General features: G+C 67.4%; 26 protein-coding genes. 13 read left to right on the top strand and 13 right to left on the bottom strand.

Annotation, left to right across the window (positions count from 1 at the left end; all coding sequences use genetic code 11):
- Positions 1-120 precede the first annotated feature (120 nt).
- The 5 genes from EV650_RS12365 (at position 121) to EV650_RS12345 (ending at position 7,530) form a co-directional block, all read left to right on the top strand.
- The gene (locus EV650_RS12365) at positions 121-2,919 is read left to right on the top strand and encodes a fascin domain-containing protein (protein WP_134118424.1); all 2,799 of its coding nucleotides are present in this window, start codon (positions 121-123) and stop codon (positions 2,917-2,919) included.
- Between the two features lie 43 nt (positions 2,920-2,962).
- Positions 2,963-4,426, top strand: a complete 1,464-nt coding sequence (locus EV650_RS12360) for a S10 family peptidase (RefSeq protein WP_134118422.1) — start codon at positions 2,963-2,965, stop codon at positions 4,424-4,426.
- A 43-nt stretch (positions 4,427-4,469) separates the two neighbouring features.
- Positions 4,470-4,931: a GNAT family N-acetyltransferase gene (locus EV650_RS12355; protein WP_166678094.1), complete on the top strand. Its 462-nt coding sequence runs from the start codon at positions 4,470-4,472 to the stop codon at positions 4,929-4,931.
- Positions 4,932-5,305: 374 nt separating this feature from the next.
- Positions 5,306-7,168: an HNH endonuclease signature motif containing protein gene (locus EV650_RS41315; protein WP_134118418.1), complete on the top strand. Its 1,863-nt coding sequence runs from the start codon at positions 5,306-5,308 to the stop codon at positions 7,166-7,168.
- Between the two features lie 128 nt (positions 7,169-7,296).
- Positions 7,297-7,530 carry a hypothetical protein gene (locus tag EV650_RS12345; RefSeq protein ID WP_134118416.1) on the top strand — a complete coding sequence of 78 codons (234 nt, stop codon included), beginning with the start codon at positions 7,297-7,299 and terminating at the stop codon, positions 7,528-7,530.
- Between the two features lie 313 nt (positions 7,531-7,843).
- Here EV650_RS12345 and EV650_RS12335 read toward each other — a convergent pair whose 3' ends face one another.
- Genes EV650_RS12335 through map form a run of 3 tightly spaced genes read right to left on the bottom strand, consistent with a single transcriptional unit; the run spans position 7,844 to position 10,507 of the window.
- Positions 7,844-9,229 carry a mercuric reductase gene (locus EV650_RS12335; protein WP_134118414.1) on the bottom strand — a complete coding sequence of 462 codons (1,386 nt, stop codon included), beginning with the start codon at positions 9,227-9,229 and terminating at the stop codon, positions 7,844-7,846.
- Between the two features lie 52 nt (positions 9,230-9,281).
- Positions 9,282-9,662, bottom strand: coding sequence for a GNAT family N-acetyltransferase (locus EV650_RS12330; protein ID WP_134118411.1), 381 nt, complete (start codon positions 9,660-9,662; stop codon positions 9,282-9,284).
- A complete protein-coding gene (gene map, locus EV650_RS12325; RefSeq protein WP_134118409.1) occupies positions 9,659-10,507 on the bottom strand; it encodes a type I methionyl aminopeptidase in 849 nt (282 codons plus the stop codon). Before map ends, EV650_RS12330 begins: the two co-directional genes overlap by 4 nt.
- A gap of 53 nt (positions 10,508-10,560) precedes the next feature.
- On the opposite strand from map, the gene EV650_RS12320 reads away from it, so the two are divergent.
- Positions 10,561-10,749 (top strand): hypothetical protein, encoded by a 189-nt coding sequence (locus EV650_RS12320; protein WP_134118407.1) that lies wholly within the window; start codon positions 10,561-10,563, stop codon positions 10,747-10,749.
- 95 nt (positions 10,750-10,844) lie between these two features.
- Here EV650_RS12320 and EV650_RS12315 read toward each other — a convergent pair whose 3' ends face one another.
- On the bottom strand, positions 10,845-11,444 hold the full coding sequence (locus tag EV650_RS12315; RefSeq protein WP_134118405.1) for a histone H1-like repetitive region-containing protein: 600 nt from the start codon (positions 11,442-11,444) through the stop codon (positions 10,845-10,847).
- A gap of 292 nt (positions 11,445-11,736) precedes the next feature.
- On the opposite strand from EV650_RS12315, the gene EV650_RS12310 reads away from it, so the two are divergent.
- Positions 11,737-12,474, top strand: a complete 738-nt coding sequence (locus EV650_RS12310) for a helical backbone metal receptor (RefSeq protein WP_134118403.1) — start codon at positions 11,737-11,739, stop codon at positions 12,472-12,474.
- Between the two features lie 63 nt (positions 12,475-12,537).
- Positions 12,538-12,714 (top strand): hypothetical protein, encoded by a 177-nt coding sequence (locus EV650_RS40325; RefSeq protein WP_166677960.1) that lies wholly within the window; start codon positions 12,538-12,540, stop codon positions 12,712-12,714.
- Here the strand turns inward: EV650_RS40325 and EV650_RS12305 are convergent.
- Positions 12,711-13,208, bottom strand: a complete 498-nt coding sequence (locus tag EV650_RS12305; RefSeq protein WP_134118401.1) for an NUDIX hydrolase — start codon at positions 13,206-13,208, stop codon at positions 12,711-12,713. The genes EV650_RS40325 and EV650_RS12305 overlap by 4 nt on opposite strands.
- A 157-nt stretch (positions 13,209-13,365) precedes the next feature.
- On the opposite strand from EV650_RS12305, the gene EV650_RS12300 reads away from it, so the two are divergent.
- Positions 13,366-14,265, top strand: coding sequence for an aldo/keto reductase (locus EV650_RS12300; protein ID WP_134118399.1), 900 nt, complete (start codon positions 13,366-13,368; stop codon positions 14,263-14,265).
- Here the strand turns inward: EV650_RS12300 and EV650_RS12295 are convergent.
- The 4 genes from EV650_RS12295 to EV650_RS12270 form a co-directional block, all read right to left on the bottom strand.
- Positions 14,210-15,853 (bottom strand): alpha/beta fold hydrolase, encoded by a 1,644-nt coding sequence (locus EV650_RS12295; protein WP_134118397.1) that lies wholly within the window; start codon positions 15,851-15,853, stop codon positions 14,210-14,212. The genes EV650_RS12300 and EV650_RS12295 overlap by 56 nt on opposite strands.
- A 104-nt stretch (positions 15,854-15,957) precedes the next feature.
- Positions 15,958-18,228 carry a 3-methyl-2-oxobutanoate hydroxymethyltransferase gene (panB, locus tag EV650_RS41560; protein ID WP_439648773.1) on the bottom strand — a complete coding sequence of 757 codons (2,271 nt, stop codon included), beginning with the start codon at positions 18,226-18,228 and terminating at the stop codon, positions 15,958-15,960.
- A gap of 176 nt (positions 18,229-18,404) precedes the next feature.
- On the bottom strand, positions 18,405-20,177 hold the full coding sequence (locus tag EV650_RS12275; protein ID WP_134118392.1) for an NAD+ synthase: 1,773 nt from the start codon (positions 20,175-20,177) through the stop codon (positions 18,405-18,407).
- 71 nt (positions 20,178-20,248) lie between these two features.
- Positions 20,249-20,881, bottom strand: coding sequence for a GNAT family N-acetyltransferase (locus EV650_RS12270; protein ID WP_166678093.1), 633 nt, complete (start codon positions 20,879-20,881; stop codon positions 20,249-20,251).
- A gap of 85 nt (positions 20,882-20,966) precedes the next feature.
- Here EV650_RS12270 and EV650_RS12265 point away from each other — a divergent pair, with 85 nt between their 5' ends.
- Positions 20,967-22,145, top strand: a complete 1,179-nt coding sequence (locus EV650_RS12265; RefSeq protein WP_134118388.1) for a DUF418 domain-containing protein — start codon at positions 20,967-20,969, stop codon at positions 22,143-22,145.
- Here EV650_RS12265 and EV650_RS12260 read toward each other — a convergent pair.
- Positions 22,097-22,777 (bottom strand): peptidoglycan recognition protein family protein, encoded by a 681-nt coding sequence (locus EV650_RS12260; protein ID WP_134118386.1) that lies wholly within the window; start codon positions 22,775-22,777, stop codon positions 22,097-22,099. The two genes, EV650_RS12265 and EV650_RS12260, sit on opposite strands and share 49 nt — an antisense overlap.
- 56 nt (positions 22,778-22,833) lie before the next feature.
- On the opposite strand from EV650_RS12260, the gene EV650_RS12255 reads away from it, so the two are divergent.
- On the top strand, positions 22,834-23,319 hold the full coding sequence (locus tag EV650_RS12255) for a hypothetical protein (protein ID WP_238174169.1): 486 nt from the start codon (positions 22,834-22,836) through the stop codon (positions 23,317-23,319).
- Positions 23,320-23,395: 76 nt separating this feature from the next.
- Positions 23,396-24,301 carry an HTTM domain-containing protein gene (locus EV650_RS12250; RefSeq protein WP_134118382.1) on the top strand — a complete coding sequence of 302 codons (906 nt, stop codon included), beginning with the start codon at positions 23,396-23,398 and terminating at the stop codon, positions 24,299-24,301.
- On the opposite strand, the gene EV650_RS12245 is transcribed toward EV650_RS12250, so the two are convergent.
- On the bottom strand, positions 24,227-24,631 hold the full coding sequence (locus EV650_RS12245; RefSeq protein ID WP_134118380.1) for a hypothetical protein: 405 nt from the start codon (positions 24,629-24,631) through the stop codon (positions 24,227-24,229). The genes EV650_RS12250 and EV650_RS12245 overlap by 75 nt on opposite strands.
- A 116-nt stretch (positions 24,632-24,747) precedes the next feature.
- Here EV650_RS12245 and glnA point away from each other — a divergent pair, with 116 nt between their 5' ends.
- Positions 24,748-26,088 carry a type I glutamate--ammonia ligase gene (glnA, locus tag EV650_RS12240; protein WP_134118378.1) on the top strand — a complete coding sequence of 447 codons (1,341 nt, stop codon included), beginning with the start codon at positions 24,748-24,750 and terminating at the stop codon, positions 26,086-26,088.
- On the opposite strand, the gene EV650_RS12235 is transcribed toward glnA, so the two are convergent.
- The gene (locus EV650_RS12235; RefSeq protein ID WP_134118376.1) at positions 26,085-26,372 is read right to left on the bottom strand and encodes a YiaA/YiaB family inner membrane protein; all 288 of its coding nucleotides are present in this window, start codon (positions 26,370-26,372) and stop codon (positions 26,085-26,087) included. The genes glnA and EV650_RS12235 overlap by 4 nt on opposite strands.
- A gap of 52 nt (positions 26,373-26,424) precedes the next feature.
- Positions 26,425-26,928, bottom strand: coding sequence for a hypothetical protein (locus tag EV650_RS12230; RefSeq protein WP_134118374.1), 504 nt, complete (start codon positions 26,926-26,928; stop codon positions 26,425-26,427).
- Positions 26,929-26,981 lie beyond the last annotated feature (53 nt).

Below are 26,981 nucleotides of genomic sequence, written 5' to 3'. Positions count from 1 at the left end.
GTTGGCACCTTGCTCTGTGAAGTCTTGACGTGACGGAGTGAGACGGGAAACATCCGGTACCACCCCAGGGTTGCCAGCTCCCAGGCCGATGGGTCCGCCCCCTAGACCTCATGAGGTCCGATGTCCCTTCTGCGCTCACACCTGCCCAGAATCCTGCTCTGCTTGGTGATTACCGCCGGTCTGATCACGGCCGGCGGACCGCCCGCGGGCGCCTCGCCAGGTACGACCGCCTGGCAGAACGGCACCTTCGTCGTCGACACCCCGAACGTCGTCCGCCGCTCGGACATCGTCCTCCAGCGCCCGAACCCCGCCCCGGCCCAGTCGCTCCCGCTGGGGAACGGCGCGCTCGGCGCTGCGGTCTGGTCCGCCGACGGCTTCACCGCCCAGTTGAATCGCACCGACACCTTCCCCGACCGCAAATCGCTTGGCCAGTTGGTGATCCCGGGCCTGTCGCGGCTGACCACCGCGGCCGATTTCAGTGCCACCCTCGACCTGTACGACGGGATGCTGCGGCAGTCCGGTGGCGGGATGACCGCGACCGCGTTCATCCGGGCCGATACGCAGCAACTGGTCGTCGACGTCACCGGCGCCGACCCGAACAGCACCCAGACGGCTCAGGTGAAGCTGTGGAGCGGCCGGTCACCCGAAGCGCGGGCGTCCGGGGCGACCGCGGCACTGGCCGAGACCTGGGTGGACAACTCCGGTGCTGGCGCATCCGGCCGGACCTTCGGCTCGCTCGCGGGACTCAGCGCGGGCGGTCGGAACGTCGTTGCCTCGGTGCCGGACAGTCTCACCGGGCAGGTCAGCTTCCAGCCCAACACCGACGGCTCGTTCCGGATCGTCGTCGCAGCGCCGACGTGGACAGGCGGCGACTCGATCGCGACCACCAACAGCGTGCTGGACGGCGCCACGACCCGTCCGCAGAACGAAGTACGGGACGCGCATCTGCAGTGGTGGCACAACTATTGGCAGTCGGCCGGCCTGATCAAGATCAGCTCGGCCGACGGGACCGGCGAGTACGTCGAGAACCTGCGGACGATCTTCCTCTACGCGAGTGCCGCGGAGAGTCGCGGCGTACTGCCTGGATCGCAGGCCGGTGTCGCCGACCTGTTCACGTTCTCGCAGGACAAGCGGGACTGGTATCCGTCCGGCTACTGGTTCTGGAATCTGCGGATGCAGGTGGCCGCCAACCTGTCCGCCGGGCTGCCGGAGCTCAATGATCCGGTGTTCCGCCTCTACCAGGACAACCTGGACGCCATCGCGTCCTGGACCAGTGGGCACATGCCCGGTCACCAGGGTCTGTGCGTTCCGGAGACGATGCGGTTCAACGGCAACGGCACCTACAACGGCGGGACCGGCAACTCGTCGTGCGACGTGGCCAGCTCCCCGAGCTACAACGCGCTCACGGTCACCACCGGCGCTGAGATCGGGCTGTGGGTCTGGGAGCACTACCGGATGACGGACGACCAGGCGTTCCTGTCGGCCCACTACACGCTCATCAAGGGCGCTGCGCAGTTCTTGTTGTCCCACGCAACCACCGGGTCGGACGGCAAGCTGCACACCCAGTCCAACTCCCACGAGACCCAGTGGAACGTCACCGACCCGACGACCGACATCGCCGCGATGCAGGCGTTCTTTCCAATCGCAGTGAAGGCAGCGCAGAACCAGGGCGACAGCGCGCTGGTCAGCCAGCTCAACGCCGCGATCCCGAAGATTCCGTCGCTGCCGCGCACCGACAAGGCAACGCAGACGCAGCTCCTCACGCCTGCTGACGACGCCAACGGCACCACGATGATCGGCCTCTCGACCCAACCGACGGCCGAGCGGCACAACGGTGAGAACATCGGCCTGGAAGCGGTCTGGCCCTACAACCTTCTGGGCGCCGAGTCGTCACTGGCTCAGCGGACCTATACCTCACGCAGCTATTCCAACAACGCCGATTGGAGCTACGACCCGTTGCAGGCGGCGCGGCTGGGGTTGGCGACCGAGGTGAAGTCGACGCTCCTCAACGCGATCCGGCAGTACCAGGTCTACCCGTCCGGGATGGCGAGCTACACCGCGCAGCAGGCTTCCGAGCCGTACATCGAACAGGTCGGCGTGCTGGCTGCCGCCGTACCCGAGGCACTGGCTCAGGACTACGACGGCCTGCTGCGGATCGCTCCGGCCTGGCCGAGCGACTGGACCGGCGAGGGGACAGTTGCCATCGGCCACAAATCCCGGGTCCACGTCCAGGTCTCCAACGGTACGCCGACAACCGTCGCCATCACGTCCGGCGCCGACCAGCAACTCGCCGTACGCAGCCCGTGGCCCGGTCAGAGCGTGACCGTGCTCGACGGCCGGACCCGCGCCACCGTCGTCGCGCCGCAGACGAACGCGACCTTCACGATCCCGGCCGAGGCCGGTCGGTCCTATCTGGTGGAGAAGACCGGTTCCTCCGTGCAGCCGTTCGAAGCGCTGTCCGGCACGCCGGCCACCACGGCCCGGCGTTACGACAAGGCCACCATCGGCCTGCCGCCGGCGACCGCCGGGACGGGCACGATCAGCCTGCGCGCCCACGCCAACGGCAAGTACGTGACGGCCGGCGCCGGTACGCCGCTGATCGCGGACAGCACCACGATCGGTACGGCGCAGCAGTTCGATCTGGCCGATCTCGGCGGCGGCAACGTCTCACTCAAGGCCAGAGCCAACGGCCTGTACGTCGCAGCCGACAACGCCGGCGCCGCGCCGCTGCTCGCGAAGAACTCGGCCGTGGGCTCGTGGGAGACCTTCCAGCTGATCCACAACGGCGACGGCTCGGTCAGTTTCCGTGCCCAGGTCAACAACAACCTCGTCTGCGCGGAGAACGCCGGCGCGACCGCGCTGATCGCCAACCGAACGGCGATCGGTCCTTGGGAAGAGTTCGATCTGATCGACAACTGAATATCCAGGTGACGGGCGCGGGGCCGCTGGTAGGTTCTGCGACATGGCGAACGAGGAGAAGACCGAGACCGAAACCAAGCCCGCCACGCCGGCCGACGATCTGGTCACGACGCAGCACACGCTGACGATCGACGGGCAGGAGCTGCGGTACACGGCGACCACCGGGCGGATCGTGCTTCGCCAGGAGGTGTACACCGACGGCAAGTTCGACGGGCTGAAGCCGAAGGCCGAGGTGTTCCTCACCGCCTACACGCTGGACGACGCGGATGCTTCGGATCGGCCGGTGACGTTCGCATTCAACGGCGGGCCGGGGTCGTCGAGCATCTGGCTGCACCTCGGCCTGCTCGGCCCGCGCCGCGTGGTCTCCGGTGACGCGGGTGAGCTCGCGCGTCCGCCGTACTCGATCGTCGACAACGCCGAGACCTTGCTGAGGCACAGCGACATCGTGTTCATCGATCCGGTGTCGACCGGGTACTCGCGGGCGGTCGAGGGGGAGAAGCCGGGGGAGTACCACGGGTTCACCCGCGACCTGGAGTCGGTCGGCGAGGTCATCCGGCTGTGGACCTCGCGGAACGGGCGGTGGATGTCGCCGAAGTTCCTGGCCGGCGAGTCGTACGGTACGACGCGGGCTGCGGGGCTGGCGTCGCATCTGCAGGAGCGGTACGGGATGTACCTGAACGGGGTGATGCTGATCTCGGTCGTGCTGGAATTCGGCACGCTCGACTTCACGCCGGGGAACGACTTGCCGTACACGCTGTACCTGCCGACGTACGCCGCTATTGCGCACTACCACGGCTTGATCCCGGATTCCTCTTTGGAAGACCTGCTTGCTGACGCGGAGCGGTTCGCGGCGGGGCGGTATCCGAATGCGCTTGCCCAAGGCAACCGGATCTCGGCGGACTACCGGGCCGAGGTGGTCACTCGGCTGGCCGCGCTGACCGGGCTGTCGGAGGACTACATCGACCGGGTGAACCTGCGGATCGAGCACATGCGCTTCTTCGCCGAGTTGCTGCGCTCGCGTCGTCAGGTGGTTGGTCGGCTGGACGGTCGGTTCATCGGTTGGGACTCGGACTCCGGTGGTGAGACGCAGAGCAAGGATCCGTCGTTCAACGCGATCATCGGTCCCTACACTGCCGCGCTGAACCATTACGTGCGGGTCGAGCTCGGGTACGAGAACGATCTGCCGTACGAGATCCTCAGCTTCGAGGCCGCGAAGAACTGGTCGTACAAGGAGTTCGAGGGCCAGCAGATCACGGTCGCCGACAAACTCGCCGAGGCGATGCGCGTCAACCCACACCTGCGGGTCCACGTCGCGTCGGGTCGCTACGACGGCGCCACGCCGTACTTCGCCACCGAGAACACCCTGTCCCGGCTACAGATCCCGGCCGAACTCGTCCCCAACATCGAAACGAAGTACTACGAAGCCGGCCACATGATGTATGTCCACGACGACTCCCGGCGGCAGCAGTCGGAAGACCTGGCCGCCTTCATCCAGTCGGCCCGGTGATCCAGCTCCTGCACGGCAGGCGTGGGTCCTGGTCGGCCTTCCAATGCCGGTCCTGATCCGCCCCGCCGGTCCCACCGAACTCGTGGAACTACCCGCCGGCGTCACAACGCGCGCGCCGTCGGTGGCCGACACGGTCCCACTGGGCCGGCTGTACTTCGCCTCCTACGAACCCGGAGCCGCGGCGGCTACAGAAGCCGAGGCAATCGAAGACATCACCCTCACCTTCGAATCCGCCTACGGCAACCTCAACCTCGACCTAAGCCGCCTGGCCTGCCTGGACGACGTCTTGATCGCCGCAATCCTCGTAGTAGACCGAGCCCCCTGGCCCGACACCCCCGACTGCCCCTTCATCATCGAACTCTTCACCTCCCCAACCCACCGCCACCAAGGCATAGCCCGCGCCCTCCTAGCCTCCGTCCCAGGCCAAGTAGCCCTCCGAGTTGCCGAAGGCAACCACTCCGCCAAAACCCTCTACACCACCACCAACTTCCACCCCTGGCCATAAGCCAGCCACCCACCTTCGCCAGCTGCTCACCCGCCTTCGCCAACTGCTCGGCCCTCTCCGCCTCCGCTCCACGTTGTGCACCAGATCCGCACGCCAAGCCCTCAACGACACGCATCTGATGCACAACGTGCCGCGCGTAGGGCGCGGTCGACGCGAGACCGCCGCCGACTGGTTGAGGCGGACGTGGGCCACTGACCAAGCGGCCGCGGCCACGGGTGATCACGCTCAGGCCCGGCCCCTGGGGAACCCAAGGGTGGGGTTGGTCAGTGACGCAGCACCGCGCCGGTTATCCACAGGCGCTGGTGCCGAATCGCCTTGAAATTAAGGGGTTCTGGGTTTGAGAACTGTCGGTGGGGGTGTCTACTGTTGTGGGTATGGAACTCCTGGGTGAGCGACCGGTGTGGTCGTTGAGCGGCGGCGAACTGCTGTCCGAGCTCGACGCACTGGACGCCGAGCTCGCCCAGCGAGGGTCCCGCCGACTGCAGGTGGTCGCGCGGATCGAGGAGAGCGGGTACGCCGAAGAGCTCGGTGCCCGCGACGCGGTCGAGCTGCTGTCGTTCCGCTACCGCCGCGACCGAGCCGAAGCCTGGCGCGACGTACGCCTGGCCCGAGCCCTCCCGAAGTACACCATCGTCACCGAAGCCCTAACCCACGGCATCGCAATCCCCGCTGAGGACTCCGCGGAATGCGGCGAGTCCGGGGAGCGCCTGCAGCGTGAAGAGGCCGCGGATGGCGCCGGTGCCACTGAAGATGTTGGGACGGCCGCTGCTGAGGATGGGGCGGATGGTGACGGTGTCGGCGGAGTTCGCGTGTTGCGTACGGCGCAGGCCGGTGTGATTGTGTCCGCGCTCGAACGGGTCCGCTCCAGAGTCCCGGTCGAAGACCTCGACGTGGCCGAACAACAGCTCGTGACGTTGGCCGGTCGACTGTCGCCAGCCGAGTTGCGTACAGCAGCCAAGCAGATCTGCGACCTGCTCGACTCCGACGGCCCGGAACCCGACGAAAACAAGGCCTACGAACGCGAGAGCCTCACCCTCGCGAACGCCGAAAACGGAGTCAAGTTCCGCGGCTACCTAGCCAACGAAAACGCCGAACTCCTCCGCTCCCTCACCTTCACCGGCGCCCGCCCCCACAAAACCGCCACCGGCGACCCCGACCCCCGCCCCCGCGACAAACGCCAAGCAGACGCCCTCACCACAGCCCTAACCATCGCCGCCGCAGCCACCGACGCAGCCTTCACACCGCGACCCACCGCACGTACTCCCCGCCCTCCAGCCGGCACCGCGCCTACCGGCAGCACACCTACCTCCACCGCGGACGACACAACTGCACCCGCCGCGAGCGGCGCCGGAGCGACTGCAGGTGCGGCTGCGGAGGCGGGTAGCGGCACCGCCGATCCCGCGTGCATCGCCGACGCGCCGGATCCTGCAGCCACCGCCGCCACGGATGCGACCGGTGGCGCCAGTGCTCCGGTGGGCGAGAGTCGCGCGGGTTGGGTGCCTGGGTTTGGTGCGAAGGCGAACATCACCGTCACCATCGATCTGAACGACCTGAAAGCCGCCACAGCAGACGCCACCGGCACCCTCATGTACGGCGACCAGCTGTCAGCAGCCGCGATCCGCCGACTCGCCTGCGACGCCAAGATCATCCCGCTCGTACTCGGTTCGAACTCGCAACCGCTCGACGTCGGCCGCGCCGAACGCCTCGTCACCCGAGCGATGCGCCGCGCCCTGAACGCACGCGACAAAGGCTGCGTCGTCTGCGGAGCACCCCCAATCATGTGCGACGCCCACCACCTCCGATCCTGGATAAACGGCGGCCCAACAGCAATCTGGAACCTGGCCCTGCTCTGCCGTCGCCACCACACCGACCTACACAACGGCCACTGGACCATCACCATCACCAACAACACAGTCCACGTCACCCGCCCCACCTGGGCCGACCCACCACCCCAACCAAGACCAACCGCGTCAGCTTCCCTCGAGGCAACCGCCGCCCCGAGGCCGAACACCCGCGCCACCGCAGCCCCCGACGCACAGAGCCCGCGTTCCACTCCGCGCTCCGGTCCGAGCTCCGACCCACGCTCCGGCCGGCGCTCCAGTCGGTGGTCGGCCGACGAACCCACGATGCAGGAAGCCGCCCGGTTCGCCGTCTGGGGCGATCCCTCGACCGATCCACTCCCGACAACGCCCCAGGACCCCGTGGTACCTGCGAGCGTCCGTGTTAGCCCCGCGTGAGGCGTGAGGCGTGAGGCATGAGCGGCGAGGGGCGAGGGGCGAGGGGCGAGGGGCGAGGGGCGCGACGGCCCTCGACTGCAGTCCGGTGGCGTCGGTCGGCGGCGAACTCGCGGCGAGCTGGAGGTGTCGTGCGCAGGCGCACGACCTGGACGCGGAGGACGCCGTACTGCGGTTCCATCGCGGTGAGCGTTGCCGAGCCGCGACTCCAGCGGCGAGGGGCGAGGGGTACGACGGCCCTCGACTGCAGTCCGGTGGCGTCGGTCGGCGGCGAACTCGCGGCAAGGTGGAGGTGTCGTGTGCAGGTGCACAACGTGGACGCCGAGGACGCCGTACTGCGGTTCCGCCGCGGTGAGCGTTGCTGAGCTGCGACTGCGGTGGCGTGGTGCCGACGGCGCGGTTGTGGCTGGTCGCGGTGGCGGCGGTGGTCGCGGGGAGTTGGAGGTGTCGTGTGTGGGTGAGGGTTGCCGAGCTGCGACTGCGGCGGCGTGGTGCCGACGGTGCAGGTGCGGGTGATCGCGGTGATCGCGGTGATCGCGGTGATCGCGGTGATGGTGGTGATCGCGGTGATCGCGGTGATGGTGGTGGTCGGGGTGGTGGCGGTGGTCGTTCGGTGTGGCGTTGAGATGGGCGCGTACGGCGCGTTTGGTCTGACGGTGGCTTTGTCGTCCGAGCTTGTTAGTTGTCGAGGAGGGCGAAGAGGGTGTTTAGGCCTTCGGCTAGGAGGGGGTGGGTGAGGATCGCGTTTGAGAGCGCGGTGTGGGGGAGATTGCCGAGCATGGCGACCTGGATGATGGTCATGATCTCGCCGCCCTCGGCGCCTAGTACTGCGCAGCCCAGGATCTGGCCGTTGTCGGCGTCGACGACGGCCTTCATGAATCCGCGGGTCTCGCCGGTTTCGATCGCGCGGACGACGGCGCTCATCGGTAGCTTCGCGACTCGGATCGCGCGGCCGCGCGTCCTTGCTTCCCGTTCGGTGATGCCGACGCGACCGAGCTGCGGATCGATGAACACGGCGTACGGGACGATCCGGTCGCGCACGCTCGCCTTCTCCTGCAGCAGCAGGTTGGCACGCAGGATGCGGTAGTCGTCGTACGACAAGTGGGTGAAGGCCGGGCCGCCCTTGACGTCACCCATCGCGTACACGCCGGGTACGGAGGTTTCCAGGTACTCGTCGACCTCGACGAAGCCACGGTCGTCGAGCCGGACGCCGGCTGCTTCGAGAGTGAGGGCCTCCGTGTTCGGGACGCGGCCGATCGCCGACAGCAGGTGGGTCCCTTCGAGTTGTTCCACCCCGTCTGCCGTTCGGACGGTCAGCCGGAGGCCGTCGCCGGCGGGCTCGACCTCGAGGGCAGCGGACGACGTCAGGACCGTGATCCCCTCGTCTCGCAAGATTCCGGCGACCTCGTCCGAAACGTCGTCGTCTTCCAGCATCAGCAGCCGCGCGGCGCTTTGGACGACGGTGACCGAGCTGCCGAATCGGCGGAACATCTGCCCGAACTCCAGTCCGATATAGCCGCCGCCCAGGACGATCAGGTGCTCTGGTACTTCGTCCAGCTCCATGATCGACGTCGAGTCGAGCACCGGTACGGCGGCTGCCCCGGGAATCTCCAACGGCTTCGGCCTGGTGCCCGTGTCGATGACGATCACAGGCGCGGTGAGCTGCCGCGTGCCCCCGCCGGACAAGGCAACCTCGATCGTGTGAGGTCCGGTGAAGTGGGCCTCGCCTTCGATCAGGTCGAGGCCGTCCTGCGCCAGACGGCTCGCGTAGTTCTCCCGCGCGCCGGCGACCATGGCCCGCTTGCGCTCGCGTACCGCGGCGAGATCGACCGAGACCGGCCCGACCCGGACGCCGTACTCCGGACCGCGGCGCGCCTGGTAGGCAAGGCGAGCGCTGGCGACCATCGTCTTGGTCGGGGTGCATCCGGTGTTGACGCAGACGCCGCCGAGTTGGCCGCGCTCGACCAGCGCCACCCGCTGGCCCGCCTTCGCCAGGTCGACGGGCAGAAACCGTCCACCCTGACTGGTCCCGATCACAATCGCGTCGTACTGGTCAGCCGTCACACTGCCATTCAAACAAGAACGGCCGCCTTCGGCGGTTACGGCAATCGAACGGCTACGGGTAGATGCGGAAGCCTGCGAAGGTGCGGTGGTCGAAGGATGCGTAGAAGGTGTTGGCGGTGTCGGTCACGAGGTCTACTCGTTGGGCGCCGGTTAGGGGAGTGGCGTACTCGAGTAGTGCGCGGCCGATGCCCTTGCGGCGGTAGTCATGGTGCACTGCCATTTGCGACAGGTGCGCCTGGATGTGGCCGTCGCTTTGCAGGTAGGCGAAACCGATGACCTGCTCGCCGTCGAGGGCGACGACAGTTGTCACGCCTGGTGCGGTGAAGACCGCGTGCGCCCGGACGGGATCGGCGGGCAGACTCGGCCAGCCTTCGGTTTCGCAGATCGCGAGGATGCCGGGGAGGTGGGCCTCGACATACTGCGTGATCGTCACGGGAGGGTTAGTACTTCGGCGCCGGTGTCGGTTACTAGGAGGGTGTGTTCGAACTGGGCGGTGCGGGACTTGTCCTTCGTCGTGGCGGTCCAGCCGTCGTCCCACAGGTCGTACTCGTAGGTGCCGAGTGTCAGCATCGGCTCGATGGTGAACGTCATGCCCGGTTCGATCACGTCGTCGAAGCGTTCGTCGTCGTAGTGCGGGATGATCAGGCCGGAGTGGAACGACGTCGCGATGCCGTGACCGGTGAAGTCGCGCACCACGCCGTACCCGAACCGCTTGGCGTAGGACTCGATCACGCGGCCAATGATGCTGACCTTGCGCCCGGGCTTGACTGCCTTGATGCCGCGGTTCAGCGCTTCCAGCGTGCGCTCGACCAGCAGCCGGCTCTCCTCGTCCACGTCGCCGACGAGGAACGTCGCGTTGGTGTCGCCGTGCACACCATCGAGGTACGCCGTGATGTCGACGTTGACGATGTCGCCGTTCTCGAGCGGGCGGTCGTCGGGGATGCCGTGGCAGATCACTTCGTTCACCGACGTGCACAGCGACTTCGGGTAGCCGCGGTAGCCGAGCGTCGATGGGTAGGCGTTGCGCTCGATCAGGTACTCGTGGCCGACCGCGTCCAGTTCGTCCGTTGTCACGCCGGGCTTCGCGGCCGCACCGACCGCCTGCAACGCCCGCGCGGCCAGCGTGCTCGCGACGCGCATCTTCTCGACCAGCTCGGGGGACGTGACGTAGGAACCGGTGTACGGCGTCGGGGCCGGCTTGTCGACGTATTCCGGGCGCGGGATGGATGCGGGTACGTCACGGCGCGGCGAAATGACGCCAGGAGTAAGGATCGACATGGTGAGATCATTCTAAAGAGCTGCGACAAGACTCCCAGGAGGTGGTCATCCAGATGAGCGACGATCACAGCAACGAGTGGTACTACAACACCAAGACCGGCCAGGTCGAGCCGTACACGGGTGCGAAGTCGGGCGACCGGCTCGGCCCGTACAGCTCCCCGGAGGAAGCCGCCCGCGCCCTCGACAAGGTGCAGGAACGCAACGAGGCCTGGGACAACGACGAGAAGTGGGAGGACGACTAGCAGTCGTCCCGCCGACATGCCGAGGGGCATCACCGAATCCGGTGATGCCCCTCAGGTCTGTACTGCCGGACGTCGCGCGAGTGCGGACGTCCAGATCAGCGGGCTACCCGCCGAGCCGCGGTCTTGCGGGCCGGGGCCTTACGCGCCGGGGCCTTCTTCGCGACAGTCTTCTTCACAGCCGACTTCTTCGCCGCGACGCGCTTCGCGGGCGCCTTCCTGGCAGCGGTCTTCGCCGGTGCCTTCTTCGCGGCGACCTTCTTGGCCGGCGCCTTCTTCGCCACCGTCTTCTTCGCGGCAGTCTTCCGCGCGACGGTCTTCTTCGCCGTCGTCTTCTTGGCGGCGGTCGTGCGCTTGGCCGTCGTCTTCTTCGCGGCCGGTGCCTTCTTGGCAGCGGTAGCGCGCTTCGCCGGCGCCTTCTTCGCAACGGTCTTGCGGGCCGTGACCTTCTTCGCCGGGGCCTTCTTCGCGACGGCCTTCTTGGCGACGGTCTTCTTGGCCGGGGCCTTCTTCGCCACCGTCTTCCTAGCGGCGGTCTTCTTGGCCGCACTCACCTTCTTCGTCGCTGTCTTCTTTACTGCGCTGACCTTGCGCGCGGTTGTCGTCTTCGCGGCGCTGGCCTTCTTCGCGACAGTCTTCTTGGCGGGAGAAGCCTTTTTGGCTGTCGCCTTCCCTGCGGCTGCCTTCTTGGCTGGCACTCTGCCTCCTTGGTGCGGCTGAGGAAAACCACGGTGGATTCCTCGTCGTCATGATGATGACAACACTTGTGCGCCACGTAAAGCACCCGAAACGTCTACAGGTTAAGGCGAACTGGCGGCAAAGAGCGGCGTAAATGCCGAAAATCCTTGTGCAGAAGGGATTCCGCCGTGCCGAGAGCATGCCGGATACGCTCAAGAATTTCTTGGCGACACGCGGCAGAATCTGCCGTGAAGTGCCCCGATCGGCGAGTGTTGTCCTCGGCAACGTCCTGCGAAGGTGAGGTGCAAGAGCGTGTACGACGACCTCCACAACACTGTTGAACTGCCCGATGTTGTACGTCGTGTGGTCAGCATCGTGCCGTCGTTGACGGAGTCGATCGCGGTCACCGACGCATCGTTGATCGTTGGTGCGACCGACTGGTGTACGCATCCCGCGGACCTCGACGTCGTGCGCGTTCGCGGTACCAAGAATCCTGATCTCGACCGCGTCCGCGAACTCGCACCGGACGTCGTCGTCGCGAACGCCGAAGAGAATCGCGCGGTCGATCTGGACGCGTTGCGCGCGAGTGGAATCGCGGTCTGGGTGACCGCGCCGACGACGGTGCCCGAATCACTCGACTCACTCGAACGCATGCTGTCCGCGATCACCGGCGACGTACCCGCGTGGTTGGGTGAAGCGCGCGCGGTCTGGAGTTCGCCGTACGACGGAATGCGCCGGCGGGCCGTGATACCGATCTGGCGGCGGCCGTGGATGGCGTTGGGACGGGACACGTTCGCGGGGGATCTGCTCGCCCGAATCGGCATAGACAACATCCTTGGAGAATCCGGCGAGCGTTATCCACGCATAGAGCTGGACGCGTTACCGGAGTACGACCTGGCAGTGCTGCCGGACGAGCCTTATGCCTTTTCACCCGATGACGGACCCGAGGCGTTCAGCAAACCCGCGCGCTGCGTCTCGGGCCGGCATCTCACCTGGTACGGGCCGTCATTGGTCGAGGCGCGCGCCTTGCTGACCGGACAGCTGGAGTGATGTCCGCCACGATGCCTGCCGCGACACCTAGACGGTTAGGTATGCCTCACCTACACTCGCCGAGTGCCGTCGATGACCGCGAAGAAGAAGTGCTGCAAGGACAAGCCGAGGTGCAAGAAGTGCCCGGTGGTGCTGATGCGCCTGTCCAAGGCAGGCTGTGCGGAGCGCATCGACAAGGTCCACTACAAGGTGGACAAGAAGGTTCCTAAGAAGGTCCTCAAAGAGGCACGGGCCCGCTAGGACGCGCGTCGCAGGGTGATCGCGTCCGCGGCCTGGCGCAGGATCCCGGGGATCGTCACGTGCGCGGCCTGACCGGTTGCCTCGAGGTCGTCGCCGTACCACCAGCCGTGGGCGCTGATGGTCTGCAGCTCGAGCTCCTCCTGGTTCGCGAACGTCACGTCGACATCGTCCACCGCGACCGCGAAGAAGGTCTGGCGCTGGATGATCCGGCTGCCGTAGTACTCGAACTCGATCGTGTTCGTCGCCACCGGTGCACCGAGCGCGTCGGCCGGCAGCACGATGCCGACCTCTTCGCGCAGTTCCCGGCTGGCCGCCTCGGGGACCGTCTCGCCGTCCTCGACGCCGCCGCCGATCGTGAACCAGTACGGCGTGTGTGGTTTCAGCGGATCCCATCCGTGCAGCAGCAGCACCTTGCCGTCCGGACGCACCGGCAGCACGCGGGCCGTCGTACGGCGTCGGACCGTTCCTGGTGGTGGCAACTGGGATTCGCTCACACCACAAAACGGTAAGGGACAGCTCAAGCCGCGCGCCCGATGTTGCGGCGAGTCTCACGTTGGTTGCCAAAAGCCCATTACCCGATCTGCGTCATCAGGCGGGACGTGGTTGGGTGGCGCGGGGAGAGAAGAAGAAGGGGGTGAGAGGATCGGAAACATGGCGAGTATTGGTCTTGGGCTGGCGGCGCTAGGGCGTCCTGGGTACATCAACCTCGGTCATGACGAGGATCTGCCGGAGGCGCGGGCGGTCGAGGATCTGCGGGTGCGCACGCATCAGCTGCTGGAGCAGGCTTGGCAGGCCGGTGTTCGGTACTTCGACGCCGCCCGTTCGTACGGCCTTGCCGAGAAGTTCCTCGGCGAGTGGCTTACCCCAGAGCGGCGTACCCAACTCACCATCGGGTCCAAGTGGGGCTACACGTACGTCGCCGATTGGCGGCACGACGCGGAGACGCACGAAGTGAAGGACCACACCCTCGCCACGTTCGAACGGCAGTGGCCGGAGACCCTTCAAGCGCTTGGTGGACCGCCGAACGTCTACCTCATCCACAGCCTGACCACCGACAGCCCAGCGCTCGACGACAAGCGGCTGCTGGACCGCCTCCGCGGACTGGCCGACTCCGGTGTCCGCGTCGGCCTCTCCACCAGCGGCCCACGCCAAGCAGAGACCCTTCGCAAGGCAGTCGACGCAGGTACGCCGTTCTCCGCAGTACAGGCGACCTGGAACGTCCTGGAGCCGTCAGTAGGCCCAGCCCTCGCCGAAGCACACGACGCCGGGTGGTTCGTCGTCGTCAAGGAAGCCGTGGCGAACGGGCGTCTCACCAGCCGCGCTGGTGAGACGCCCTTCAACGAGTTCGCTGACAAGCGCGGCGTCGCTCCCGACGCCCTGGCCATCGGCGCGGCAGTGGCTCAGCCCTGGGCTGACATAGTCCTCAGCGGTGCGACCACCGCTACCCAACTAGCCAGCAACCTCGCCTACCACGCCGACGGCCCCCTCATCGAGTTCAGCCAGCAGCCCGAGGAGTACTGGACCGAACGTTCGGCCCTACCGTGGATCTGAGCTCCTCCCGGAACCTGCTAATCGCTGAGCCGCCGGACTTTGCAGCCGGGGCCAAGGCGGCGTCCGGCTGTGGCGCCGGTACCGGCGGACACTGGACGTCGGAGTGGTTCCCTGGCAGACGCTTCGGAAGTACGCCGGTCTGCAGATAGGCCGCGATGCGGTCATCGGTGCACGTCACGCCGGACAACGAACCGGCGTGAGTCGTTCCGCCGACACCTTCGATCAGCACCGCGTGCGGGAACGTCTTACGCGTCTGCAAAGCCCCGGTGTACGGCGTGGCCGCGTCGAGCGTCTCGTTGATCAGCAGCGCGCCCTTCACCTGGCGTCCGTCGACCTTCACCGGGTTCCCGGCCTTGGCCGGCCAGAACGCACACGGTGCGTTGAACCAGGCGTTGTTCCAGGTCAGGAACGGAGCCTTGGCGTAAATGCTCCAGTTGTCCCGGCGCCAAGTCTGCCAGTTGGTCGGCCACTTGGCGTCCGTGCAGGACACACCGAGGTAGATGGCGTACCCGTTGTCGTCGAACGGCGGGCCGCCGTACAGGTCGACCAGAGCGGTGGCGTCCTTGTCGTGGACCCACGCCGCGAACGCGTTCGCCACATCGACCCAGCCGTACACGTAGTACGCCGCCTGCGAGAAGATGTCATTCCACTCGTCCGGCCCGATCTTGCCGTCAGCGGGATGGCCGACGAGTTTCCTCAGTTGGGCGTAGTACTGGAGCTCGACCGCGGCCTCGGTGGTGCCGAGATGCCAGGTGGAGTTGTGCGCGGCGACGTACGCGAAGAAGACCTTGACGCTCTTGTTGAACGCGATGTCCTGGTCGAGGTTGGCCTTGTACCAGACGCGGGTCGCGTCGACGACGCCGTCGAAGACGACGCGGCGGAGGCGGTTCGGGTACAGCGTGCCGTACACCTGGCCGAGGTACGTGCCGTACGAGAAGCCGTAGTAGTTGATCTGCGGGGCGCCGAGCGCCTTGCGGATGCTCTCCATGTCGCGGACCGAGTCGAGCGTGGTGAGGTGCCCGAGCAACGCGTGCTGTGCGGTGTTGCAGGCCTTCGCGTAGGCCTTCGACCGCTGGATCCAGACCTGTTCGAGCTTGGGCGTCACTGGGACGTACAGCGGCCGGTTGTAACCGGCGTAGTCCGGGATGCAGCTCAGCGCGGGCTTGCTCGAACCGACGCCGCGCGGGTCGAAACCGACCCAGTCGTACGAGTCGCCTGCGCCGTTCGGTACGAACTCACCGAAGACGGAGTAGATCAAGCCGGAGCCGCCCGGTCCGCCCGGGTTCACCAGCATCGGACCTTGTGCCTGCGAGTCGGGTGTCTTGTGCATGATCCGCGACACCGCCAGCTGGATCTTCGTCCCGCCGGGATGGTCGTAGTCCAGCGGCACGACCACGAAGCCGCACTGCGCACCACGGCTCGCGAGCCGCGGATCGGTACAGGTACCCCACTGCACCGGCGGTGGTGTGTAACTCGCCACCGGCTTCGGACCGGACGGTACGGCGTTCGCCGCGGGAAGCGACGCCATCACCCCACCGACCAAAGCGAACGAAACTCCGGCAGCAACAATCAGTCGACGAATTCTCATCGGGCCTCCCCTTTTGCCGCAAACAGCCTGAACCCGCGGAACCCGCCGGACAAGAGTCTGGAACGGGTATCCGCTGAGCTACCGCGGCAGCACGAAGAGTTGCGTCAGAAGGTGTGTTCGTCGCCGGGGAAGGCGCCCGAGGCAACGTCCGCCACGTAGGCGGATGCGGCTTGGGTGAGGACTCCGCGAAGGTCGGCGTACTGCTTGACGAAGCGCGGCATGGTGCCTGAGCGCAGGCCGGCCATGTCTTGCCAGACGAGGACCTGAGCGTCGGTGTCGCGGCCGGCGCCGATGCCGATGGTCGGGATCGAGACGCGCTTGGTGATCTCGGCCGCGACATCGCCCGGGACCATCTCGAGGACCACCGCGAACGCACCGGCTTCGGCCAGCGCGACGGCGTCGTCGATCAGGCCGGCAGCCTGGTCGCCGCGACCCTGCACGCGATACCCGCCGATGCTGTGCTCGCTCTGCGGCGTGAAACCGATATGCGCCATCACCGGAATGCCCGACTGCGTCAGCTTCTCGACCATCGGTACGACGGTCCGTCCGCCCTCGAGCTTGACCGCGTGCACGCCGGCTTCCTTCATGAACCGCACGGCGGTGTGGAAGGCCTGCTCCGGTGACGCCTGGTACGAACCGAACGGCAGGTCGGCGACGACCAGCGCGCGCTCGACCGCACCCGCGACAGCGCGCGCCAACGGGATCAGTTCGTCGACGGTCACCCGCAGAGTCGTGTCGTATCCGAAGACGTTGTTCGCGGCGGAGTCGCCGACCAGCAGCACCGGGATGCCGGCCTGGTCGAAGATCTCGGCGGTGTACTGGTCGTACGCCGTCAGCATCGCCCACTTCTCGCCGCGGTTCTTGAAATCGCGCAGATGATGCACGCGATACCGCCGCGGCCGCTTCGCTGCATCACTGGGAGCACCGCCCTGTGGCGCCTGCCCGCCAACTGCGGCGGACGGAGCTTCCGCCCCGGCCTCGGTGCTCGCCGAGGCCTGTGCACGGCGAGCCGCACGATGCGACGCGGCCGGCTCGACGCCGATCTGACTCGGCGCATCCTGCTGAACGTTCGCACGCCGGCGCGCACCGACCGTCCGCTGTTCATCAGGCTCGTCGCTGACCGGCGCGTTGCTCTCGTACTCCGCACTCGGATCCGACAAATAGCCGTTGGCCTGCTGCTGGTACGTCTCGATCATCTCCGGCATGTACGCCGTGATGGTCGAAGTGTCCATCGGGGTCGCCGGGGGAGTCTGCGGCGGCGTCTGTGGCGCTGTCTGTGACGGTGTCTGTGACGGTGTCTGTGACGGTGTCTGTGACGGGGCCGGGGGAGCAGCAGCCGCAGCCGCCCGCTGGCGTTCCTGCTCTTCCTGCCGCGCGAGCTCCATCCGCAGCGCCCGCTCCTGCGCGAGCGCCCGCTCCTTCGCCGACCCTTGCTCGGGCCGCGGCGCGCGCTCGGGCTGCCGCTCTTCCTGTCGGCGGACAGGCTCCTGCGGCTGGGCGGATTCCTGCGCCTGGTCCTGGGGTTGAGCCGGCGGCGCCTGACGCGGCGGCTGCTGCGGACTGAACCCATTACTCGAACCGTTGCTCAGTCCGTTGCTGTGCCCACTACTAAGGCCATTGCTATGCCCGTTGCTCTGCGCGGGCGAGTGCGGTTGTGCACCCGGCTGCGGTGAAGAAGGAGAAGGACTCGGCTGCGGCGCCGGACTGCTCCAGTTCGCGCTGCCATTCGACGCATGCGGCGGCCGCTGGCTCACACCATTGCTCGACTGCGCCGGCGGTGTCTGGGGTGGTGCGGGCGGACGCGGCGCCTGCTGCTGAGGTTGCGGCGGCCGGTTCGCCGGTACGCCGTTGCTCCCCGGACCGAACGGACTGGGCCGACCCTGCTGCGGCGGCTGCTGCACCTGCGAAGGCTGCGCCGGCGGTACCTGTGGCTGCACAGGCGGCTGCTGCGGCCGGAACGGGTTCTGCTCCGGATACCGCTCGTACGACTCCTCGCCCCGCGACTCACCGTAGTACTCAGGCCGCTCGGGCCGCTCCGGCCGCTCCTGCCGTTGCGGCGGAGGAGGCGGTGGTTGCTGGCGCTGTTGTGGCTGGTGCTGTGAAGGCGGCGGTGCGCTCGGCAGGTACGGCGGCTTCGGGACGTACGGCTGCTGCGGCACCGGGCCGCGCTCGTACGTCCGGGGTGCGTTCGGCAACGACGGCGACGGGTCGAGACCAAGCCCGGAACCACCCGGGCCGCGGTCCCGCCAACTGTCGTTGTCGTAGTCCGAGCGGCGGCTCTCCTCGGTTGTCCGATTCTTCGGTCCGGTCCCGTACGGCGACGGCAGCTCCTCGTCGTCGTCTGAGGTACCGGCCGACGCGAAGTTGTCAACCATGCTGCCATCGTCCCACCGTTGCGGAGGGTGAGCGCCACCGCCTGACGGTGAGCGATCGCTCACATCATCGGCGAAGTCGTCGCCGTAACTGTCCCTGGGCAGGCCGGACCGATCGTGCAGGTCGTCCGACGAGCCCCACGGGTTGTCTGTTGATGGGCGGTACCGCCATGAGTCGCTCAGTGCTCGGCTGCCTTCCGTGCGTCCTCACGCCATGCATTGGTGATCGGCAACCGGCGGTCCCGGCCGAAGGCCTTGTGGGTGATCTTCGGGCCCGGTGGGTACTGCCGGCGCTTGTACTCCGCGCGGTCGACGAGCTGGATCACCTTCGTGACCAGTTCGGTGTCGAACCCGGCAGCGACGAGTTCCGCACTGCCACGGTCCTGCTCGACATAGTCGTCCAGCATGTCGTCGAGCAGATCGTACGGCGGCAGCGAGTCAGTGTCCTGCTGCCCCGGGCGAAGCTCGGCCGACGGAGGCTTGACGATCGAGTTCTCCGGGATCGGGGGCTGCTGCCCCTTCTCCTTCGCGTCCGCGTTCCGCCACTTGGCCAGCCGCCAGACGAGCGTCTTCGGCACGTCCTTCAGCGGCGCGTACCCGCCGACCGCGTCGCCGTAGATGGTGGAGTAGCCGACGGACAGCTCGGACTTGTTGCCGCAGGCAAGCACTAGGTGGCCGTCGGCGTTCGACAGGCCCATCCAGATCACCGCGCGGACCCGCGCCTGCAGGTTCTCCTCGGCCAGCCCGGTCAGGCCGAGCGTGTCGAGGAACGGCTGCACCATCGGCTGAATCGGTACGACGCGGTAGTTCAGACCGGTCCGGGCGGCGAGCTCGGCGGCGTCGTCCTTGGAGTGGTCGCTGGAGTACACGCTCGGGTTCGAGATCCCGAAGACGTGCTCGGCGCCGATCGCGTCGCAGGCGATCGCGGCGACCAGGGACGAGTCGATGCCGCCGGACAGACCGAGCAGGACGGACTTGAAGCCGTTCTTCTGCACGTAGTCGCGCAGTCCGGTGACGACCGCGCCGTACATCTCGGCCTCGTCGGACAGATGCGGTGCGATCACCGGCTCCATCGCGTCGTACGACTCGACCGGGTCTTCCTGCAGCACGGTGTGGACGATCTCGATGCCTTCGTGCGTGCCAGCCGGCGTACCTGATGCGGCAGGGAGATCGAGGTCGACGATCATGCTGCCCTGCTCGAACTGCGGGGCGCGGGCGAACACCTTGCCGTCGGCATCGGCGACCAGCGAGTCGCCGTCGAAGACCAGCTCGTCCTGGCCGCCGACCAGGTTCACGTACGCGAGCGAGCAGCCGGCCTCGCGGGCCCGGCGGCGTACCAGGTCACCGCGGACGTCGTCCTTGTTGGCCTCGTACGGCGAACTGTTGATCACCAGCAGGAGACCGGCACCGGCCTCACGGGTGACCGCGACCGGGCCGCCGTCCTGCCAAAGGTCCTCGCAGATCACCAGCGCCACGTCGATGCCGTGGATCCGGATCACCTGCAGGGTGTTGCCGGGAACGAAGTGCCGGAACTCGTCGAAGACGCCGTAGTTCGGCAGGTGGTGCTTCACCGCGCTCGTGACGACGCGGCCCTGGTGGATGACCGCGGCGGCGTTGGTGGGCGAGCCCTTCGGACGGCCGAGGCGGTCGACGCCCATCGCCGTACCGCTGGCTCGGTCGAGGTAGCCGCAGATCACGACGATGTCGCCGAGGCCCTCGTCGGCGAGCCGCTGCGCGAGGTCGTGGATCCGGGCCTGGGACGCGTCGACGAACGACGCGCGCAGGGCCAGATCCTCGACCGGATAGCCGGTCAGTCCGAGCTCGGGAAACGCCACCACGTGCGCGCCTTGCTCGACCGCGTTCCGGGTCCACGCGACGATCTTGTCGGCGTTCCCGGCGATGTCACCCACGGTCACATTGAGCTGAGCAAGAGCAACTCGAAGCTGAGGCACGGGAGCACATTACTGGTTCCCACCACTCATCCCCACGTCCGTCGCCAAACCTCTTACGTACGCCGAAGATGTCAGGCCGCGGTACGGGCGACCAGGAGTGGCGTCACGGTGGTCCAGCCGAGCGATTCATAAAGAGGACGGCCGTCTGGGGAAGCCGCTAGATAGGCGGTGGTAGCGGACTGGGATAGGGCTGCCTCTGCCAAGGCGGTCATGACGGCGCGTCCGAGTCCGCGGCGCCGGTGGGCGGGTTCGGTGACGATCATGTCGGCGACGGCCCCGGTGTGCAGGACCGCCATCCGTCCGCTGGCCGCAACCTCGCCGTGCCCGCAGATCTCGACGTCGACGACGGACGGCGTGACGGACACTTCGAGCGAGTACGGCGGGGGCACCGGGTACGACGCCTGGTCGGACAGGTCGATCGTCATCAGCCACTCGGTCCGGACGAACTCGAGCGGCTTGAGGTCCGCAGCCAAGCGGACCGGATCGTGGGTGCCGACGGTGAGCCAGGACGAGCCCGGCGGATTGCAGTCGGTCAGGGCGAGGTGGGCGGCGGCGGTCACGTTCGGCTCGGTGGCGACGTACTCGACGCGCCGTTGCGGCTGGCCGATGCGGACGACGGTGACGTCGTCGATGCGCTGGTAGTCGGTCCAACCGCGAGAGGCTGACCACCCGCGCTGCCAACGAGTCAGGGGTTCGTCGTGCATGCATCTATCGAACAGCGACGAAGGTTCATCGCCGGGGGACTTTCGATGGACGCGGCACCGGTCCGGCGCGGATTGACTGGGGGCCATGAGCATCCAAGGTGGACCGACCGGGCTGAGCGAACGGGCGCTGGGGCCGGACCTCGCGCGCGGGTTCATGCTGCTGTTCATCGCGTTGGCCAACTCGCACTACTTCGTCTACGGCGACCGCATCTTCGGCGGGTTCCCGACCGACGGCTCGGCGGTCGATCGCGCGGTCGGAATGGTGATCTCGACCTTCGTGGACGGTCGCGCGTTCCCGATGTTCGGAGTGCTCTTCGGGTACGGGGTCGCGCAGATCGTCCGCCGTCAACGCGAGGCTGGCAACGACTGGTGGCCGATCCGGAAGCTGCTCTGGCGACGCAGTCTGGTCCTGGTCGTACTCGGCTTCCTGCACGCGATGCTGCTCTACATCGGCGACATCCTCGCGGCGTACGGCGTACTGCTGTTCCTCGGCGTATGGGCCTTGCGCTGGAAGGACCGCTGGCTGTTCATCGTCGCCGCGTTCGTCCTGGTCCTGACCGCGCTGCCGAGCGACGGCTCACTCGCGACCTCCTCCGACGCGGCCGACCCGGCCATGCTGCCGCCGACCTTCCTCGGCCAGTTCGCCGACCGGATCGTCGCCCAGCCGTACATCGCCGGCCTGGGCTGGATCGGCTTCGTCACGCCGTTCCTGATCGGCCTCTGGGCCGGCCGACGCCGCATCCTCGAACGCCCGGCCGAGCACCTCACCCTTCTCCGTACGACGGCCCTGATCGGACTCACCGTCGCGGTCGCGGGCGCCCTCCCGGTCTCGCTCGTCGTCGGCGGCGTACTCGCCCCACCGAGCGACCAGGCGGGGAACATCCTCGGACCGTTGCACGACGCAACCGGCGTCCTCGGCGGTTTCGGGTACGCCGCACTCATCGTCCTGATCGCCCGTCGACTCAGCGATCGCCAGAGCACCGTCACGCTGGCGATCGCCGCCGTCGGACAACGATCATTGACCTGCTACCTCTGCCAATCGGTGGTGTGGGCCGTGGTGTTCACGCCGTACCTGCTCGACCTGTCGCGCACCCTCACCGTCGCGACGACAGCACTGCTCGCCGTCGCGACCTGGCTGGCGACCGTCGTACTCGCCGACCGGATGCGGCGTGCCAACTACCGCGGACCGTTCGAGCTGCTGATCCGACGCGTTACCTACAGGACGGCAGCGACCCGATCCCGCAGCTCCGGCAGTCTGGCGTAGAACACGTCACCCGGGCACTGCGTCGTGTTGTAGTCCCGGTGCCCGACGATCGCGACGTGCGGGTCGAGGCCGTACGTGTTGCACAACCAGGCGCACGTCAGCACGGACGTGTCGAACAACGCCGTCGTCACGTTCTCGGTGACGTAGATGCCTTCGTGCTCGATGCCGATCGTGTGGCTGTTGTTGTCGGCGGTCTGGGCGCCGAGGACGTTCTGCCCGTTGTTGATCGACGTCAGCGACTTGCTCCGGCCCTCCATCAGGAACCCGCCGCGGCTGATCGTCAGCTGGTTGCCGATGTCGATCCAGCCGTTGGTGTCCATGTGCAGGTTCTGGATCCAGTGCTGGACCGCGTACGCCGCCGAGAGCGAGTAGTCGGTGACGTTCGGGCTCGCGGTGTGGTGGATGACGATGTGGTCGGGTTTGGCGATCACCTGGGTGGCGGACTTGGGCGGTCGCGCCGACCACTCGGTCCGCGTGTAGCAGCGCGGCGCGGGAGCGGCCTGCGCTGCTGTCGGAAGGGCAGCGGCTGCGACGCCGCCGAGCAGTACGCCGCCGGCGGTCGCGCCGAGGAGCGTACGCCGGGACAGCCGAGCAGGCTGAGGGGCACGTTGGATATTTTCTGGGGCGGTCATGTCTAAGAAAATCCCCTACCAGCCAGGGGTCCAAACCGGAATGATCTAATGACGTGGTGACACAGAGTCAGGAGGAGCGGCGGGGGGAGCAGACGGCGGTGCGATTGGGCCCGGTCGGCAAGGGCGTGCGGGTCCTCGTCGCCGTCGTCGGCATCGGTCTGCTGATCAACGGATCGGTGCGTGCTTCCGACGACGCGTGGCCGTTCGGGCCGATGTCGCAGTACGCCGGTTCGGTCGCGGACGACGCCTCGATCACGTTCACCCGGATCAGTGCTGTCACGGACGCCGGTACGACGGTCGACGTACCGCTGAACATCGAGGGCGCCGGTGTCGCGCGGGCCGAGATCGAGGCCCGGACCGGTGAGATCGTCAAGGACCCGTCGCTGCTGCAGCAGGTCGCGGACGGGTGGGCGCGCAAGCATCCGGACAAGCCGAAGTACGTGAAGCTCGAGCTGATCCGCGACACCACCCAACTGGTCAAGGGCCGGGTCGAAGGCCCGCCGACACCCGAGGTCCTGGCCACGTGGGAGGTGCGCAAGTGAGCGAGCGAAGCGAGTTCACCATCAAGCACAGCGGGCCTCGTACCTCAGCCGCGCCCGGAGCGAAGCGAGGACGCGGATGAGATTCGCCAACTGGTTCACTCCCGCGATCGCACTCGCGCGGATCGCCTGGCTGCGGACGGTCCTCTACCTGTTCGTCATCCTCGACATGCACGCGTTCGTCCGCGACACCCGCGACAAGGGCGAGCACCCCGGCCTGTACCAGCCGTTGCTGCTGGCCCGCATCCTCGACCTGCCCAAGCCGTCGGTGGCGAACACGACCACCTTGTACGTCGTCCTGATCGTGTTCTGCCTGATCGGCGCCACCAACTACTTCCCGCGGATCGCCGGCTGGGTCGTCGCGCCGGCGTTCACCTGGTGGGTGCTGATCGGGATGAGCGACGGCAAGGTCGACCACGACCACCTCGCGCTGGTGATCGCGCTCTGGGTCCTGCCGACCGTGAAGGCGGGCAGCCGCGGGATCGCGTCGTACGGCGATCAGACCAAGTCGGAGGCGGCCGGCTGGGCGATCCGATGCGTGCAGATCTGCGTGATCGCGACGTACTTCCTGTCCTCGATCGCGAAGCTCCGTGGTGCCGGTTGGACGCTCGCCTGGCCGAACAGCGCGATCCTGACCTGGGCGATCGTACGGCGGCCGCACCCGGTCGGGGAGTGGTTGCTGCACCACCCGTGGATGCTGCACGTGATGCAGTGGGTCGGCATCATCGGGGAGTTCTGCTCGCCGGTGATCCTCTGGCTCAAGGGGCGGTGGCAGTTGCTCGGGGCGCTGTTCTTCCTCGGGTTCCACGCCGCGAACACGGCGATCCTGCTGATCCACTTCCTGCCGACGGTTGTCTGCTGGCTGGCGTTCGCGCCGCTGGAGCGCGTCGTACCGTGGTATCGGGCGCGCTCAGACCGCAAGGCCGGAGAGGCCGAAGACCAGACCGAACACGGCCGGCAGGCCGAGCAGCAGGCCGGCGCGTAGCTTGAACCGGCGGCCGCCCGGGCCGGGTGTCCGGACGACGCGGGACAGCACGGCGCCGGCGTACCCGAAGACCAGTGCGGCGAGCAGGATCTGCCGGGTCGGCAGGTTGTCGGCGTGATGGGTCAGGCCGAGCGCGACCAGGCCGGGGCAGCAGAACGCGCACATGCCGAAGCCGAGCTCGGGTACCGGTAGCCACCGGCGGCCGAGCACGTCCCGTTCGGCCGGTCGCTTCCGGCGCAGCGACTGGACGAACCGCGCCGTACTCAGCAGCAGGTCGCTGACGCAGAGGATCCCGGCGACAATGAGCGCTGCACGGAAGATCGTCTGCACAAGGGGACACGGTAGGCCCTGAACACGGCCATGTCCGCCCTGGCACGTAACGTCTGCTTAACAGAGGCGGGGCACACTGTGAGAGCCCCCGAGTAGAGCTGGTGAGAGGTGGACTGATGGACAAGCAGCAGGAGTTCGTGCTGCGCGCGCTGGAGGAGCGCGACGTACGTTTCGTGCGGCTCTGGTTCACCGATGTGCTCGGGTTCCTGAAGTCGGTCGCGGTCGCCCCGGCCGAGCTGGAGAGCGCGTTCGCCGAGGGCCTCGGGTTCGACGGGTCGGCGATCGAGGGGTTCGCCCGGGTGACCGAGGCGGACATGCTGGCCAAGCCGGACCCGTCGACGTTCCAGATCCTGCCCTGGCGTGGCGAGACGATGGGCACCGCGCGGATGTTCTGCGACATCAACATGCCGGACGGCTCCGCGTCCTTCGCCGACCCGCGGCACGTGCTGAAGCGGACGCTGTCGAAGGCGGCCGATCTCGGGTTCACCTTCTACACGCACCCGGAGATCGAGTTCTACCTGTTCAAGTCGCTGATGGGCGCGCCCGGTACGACGCCTGAGCCGGTCGACTCGTCCGGGTACTTCGACCACACGCCGCAGGGCATCGGCAACGACTTCCGCCGCGAGGCGATCACGATGCTGGAGTCGATGGGCATCTCCGTCGAGTTCAGCCACCACGAGGGCGGCCCGGGTCAGCAGGAGATCGACCTGCGGTACGCCGACGCGCTGTCGACGGCCGACAACATCATGACGTTCCGGGTCGTGGTGAAGGAGGTCGCGCTCTCACAGGGCATCTACGCGTCGTTCATGCCGAAGCCGCTGTCGGACCAGCCCGGCTCCGGGATGCACACGCACATGTCGTTGTTCGAGGGTGACCGGAACGCGTTCTTCGAGGGCGGGGCGCAGTACCAGCTGTCGAAGACCGGACGGGCGTTCATCGCCGGACTGCTGCACCACGCGGCCGAGATCACCGCGGTGACGAACCAGTGGGTGAACTCCTACAAGCGGCTGGCCGTCGGGGACGAGGCGCCGTCGTTCGTCTCCTGGGGTCACAACAACCGGTCCGCGCTCGTACGCGTGCCGATGTACAAGCCGCACAAGGGCCAGTCTTCGCGAGTCGAGTTCCGCTCGCTGGACTCGGCGGCCAATCCGTATCTCGCCTTCGCCCTGATGCTCGCAGCCGGCCTGAAGGGCATCGAGGAGGGCTACGACCTGCCCGCGGAGGTCGAGGAGGACATCTGGTCGCTCACGCCCCGCGAGCGCAAGGCCCTCGGCATCAAGCCGCTGCCCGGCAGCCTCGCCGAGGCCATCAGCGCGATGGAAGACAGCGAACTCGTCGCCGAAACCCTCGGCGAGCACGTCTTCGACTTCTTCCTCCGCAACAAGCGCGCCGAATGGCAGGACTACCGCCGCCAGGTAACCCCGTTCGAACTCAACAAACTCCTGCCCGTCCTCTAGGCGTCCACTTTGAAGGGGTCGTGGTCGGTCAGGAGCTTGTCCAAGCGAGCCTGATCGACCCGGCTGCTCACGACCGAGATCTCCTGCCGGTCCCGGACCACCTTGCACAGCACGACCGTCGACGTCACGACGTACAACAGTCCGAGTGCGAGGAACGCCCGTACCCACGGCTGGGCCGGTAGGTACGCCAGGGCGATCACCATCGCCGAGACCGAGATCCCGAACGACGCGAGCGCCTGTGCGTAGAAGGCTGCTGTCTGCTGTGGCTGGATTCTTTTCGTCATGCCGAAAGCGTCGGCTCTCCGAGCCACAGCTACATCAGTAAAACCACTCGGTTCAGACGCTGGCAGCTTGCGGTGGGGCGTCGTCGGAGGCGTGTTTGGAGGTCCAGCGGGCGGCCGCGGTCGAGTGCCGGTACGGCGTCTCGGCCGGCCCCTGCTGCGGCGGGGTCGTGTCGACCGGCGTCGCCGCGGTCGGGAGTGGCGTCACGACCGGCGTACCGTCGGCGGCGAGGGCGTTGACCTCTTCGACCGTGAGCAGGCCGACCGGGCGGACGCCTTCGGTGATCACCACGATGCAGCCGGGGATCACCTGCTGGGCCCGATTTCCCTTCCCCGGAACGAGAATTCCCTCGGCCGCCGTCCGCCAGGCACCGGGCGCGAACCGGCGCAACGCGATCCCGGCCTGACCGTCCTCCGCACCGCGAGGCGGCAAGTAAGCAGTCGCCGTGTAGTCGTAGTCGTAGTCCGGCTCCGGCGGCCCGGACACTCGCCCACCTTGCTGTGGTGTCAACCAGACCACCGTGCCGCGAACGGCGAGCGACCCCGTCATCATGACCATGGACAGTCATCATGCCGACTACTGAGCGAATCCGCTACACGACACCGTGTATT

This window comes from Kribbella kalugense, assembly GCF_004365875.1.
GTDB lineage: Bacteria > Actinomycetota > Actinomycetes > Propionibacteriales > Kribbellaceae > Kribbella > Kribbella kalugense.
The sequence above is the reverse complement of the archived record's forward strand: the minus strand, read 5'-3'. Positions and strand labels throughout refer to the sequence as shown.

Excerpts from the sequence above, each read along its gene's own strand:
- EV650_RS12365 (WP_134118424.1), top strand. The coding sequence starts at position 121 with ATGTCCCTTCTGCGCTCACACCTGCCCAGAATCCTGCTCTGCTTGGTG.
- EV650_RS12360 (WP_134118422.1), top strand. The coding sequence starts at position 2,963 with ATGGCGAACGAGGAGAAGACCGAGACCGAAACCAAGCCCGCCACGCCG.
- EV650_RS12355 (WP_166678094.1), top strand. The coding sequence starts at position 4,470 with ATGCCGGTCCTGATCCGCCCCGCCGGTCCCACCGAACTCGTGGAACTA.
- EV650_RS41315 (WP_134118418.1), top strand. The coding sequence starts at position 5,306 with ATGGAACTCCTGGGTGAGCGACCGGTGTGGTCGTTGAGCGGCGGCGAA.
- map (WP_134118409.1), bottom strand. The coding sequence starts at position 10,507 with ATGTCGATCCTTACTCCTGGCGTCATTTCGCCGCGCCGTGACGTACCC.
- EV650_RS12320 (WP_134118407.1), top strand. The coding sequence starts at position 10,561 with ATGAGCGACGATCACAGCAACGAGTGGTACTACAACACCAAGACCGGC.
- EV650_RS12300 (WP_134118399.1), top strand. The coding sequence starts at position 13,366 with ATGGCGAGTATTGGTCTTGGGCTGGCGGCGCTAGGGCGTCCTGGGTAC.
- EV650_RS12295 (WP_134118397.1), bottom strand. The coding sequence starts at position 15,853 with ATGAGAATTCGTCGACTGATTGTTGCTGCCGGAGTTTCGTTCGCTTTG.
- panB (WP_439648773.1), bottom strand. The coding sequence starts at position 18,228 with ATGGTTGACAACTTCGCGTCGGCCGGTACCTCAGACGACGACGAGGAG.
- EV650_RS12270 (WP_166678093.1), bottom strand. The coding sequence starts at position 20,881 with ATGCACGACGAACCCCTGACTCGTTGGCAGCGCGGGTGGTCAGCCTCT.
- EV650_RS12265 (WP_134118388.1), top strand. The coding sequence starts at position 20,967 with ATGAGCATCCAAGGTGGACCGACCGGGCTGAGCGAACGGGCGCTGGGG.
- EV650_RS12260 (WP_134118386.1), bottom strand. The coding sequence starts at position 22,777 with ATGACCGCCCCAGAAAATATCCAACGTGCCCCTCAGCCTGCTCGGCTG.
- EV650_RS12250 (WP_134118382.1), top strand. The coding sequence starts at position 23,396 with ATGAGATTCGCCAACTGGTTCACTCCCGCGATCGCACTCGCGCGGATC.
- glnA (WP_134118378.1), top strand. The coding sequence starts at position 24,748 with ATGGACAAGCAGCAGGAGTTCGTGCTGCGCGCGCTGGAGGAGCGCGAC.
- EV650_RS12235 (WP_134118376.1), bottom strand. The coding sequence starts at position 26,372 with ATGACGAAAAGAATCCAGCCACAGCAGACAGCAGCCTTCTACGCACAG.
- EV650_RS12230 (WP_134118374.1), bottom strand. The coding sequence starts at position 26,928 with ATGGTCATGATGACGGGGTCGCTCGCCGTTCGCGGCACGGTGGTCTGG.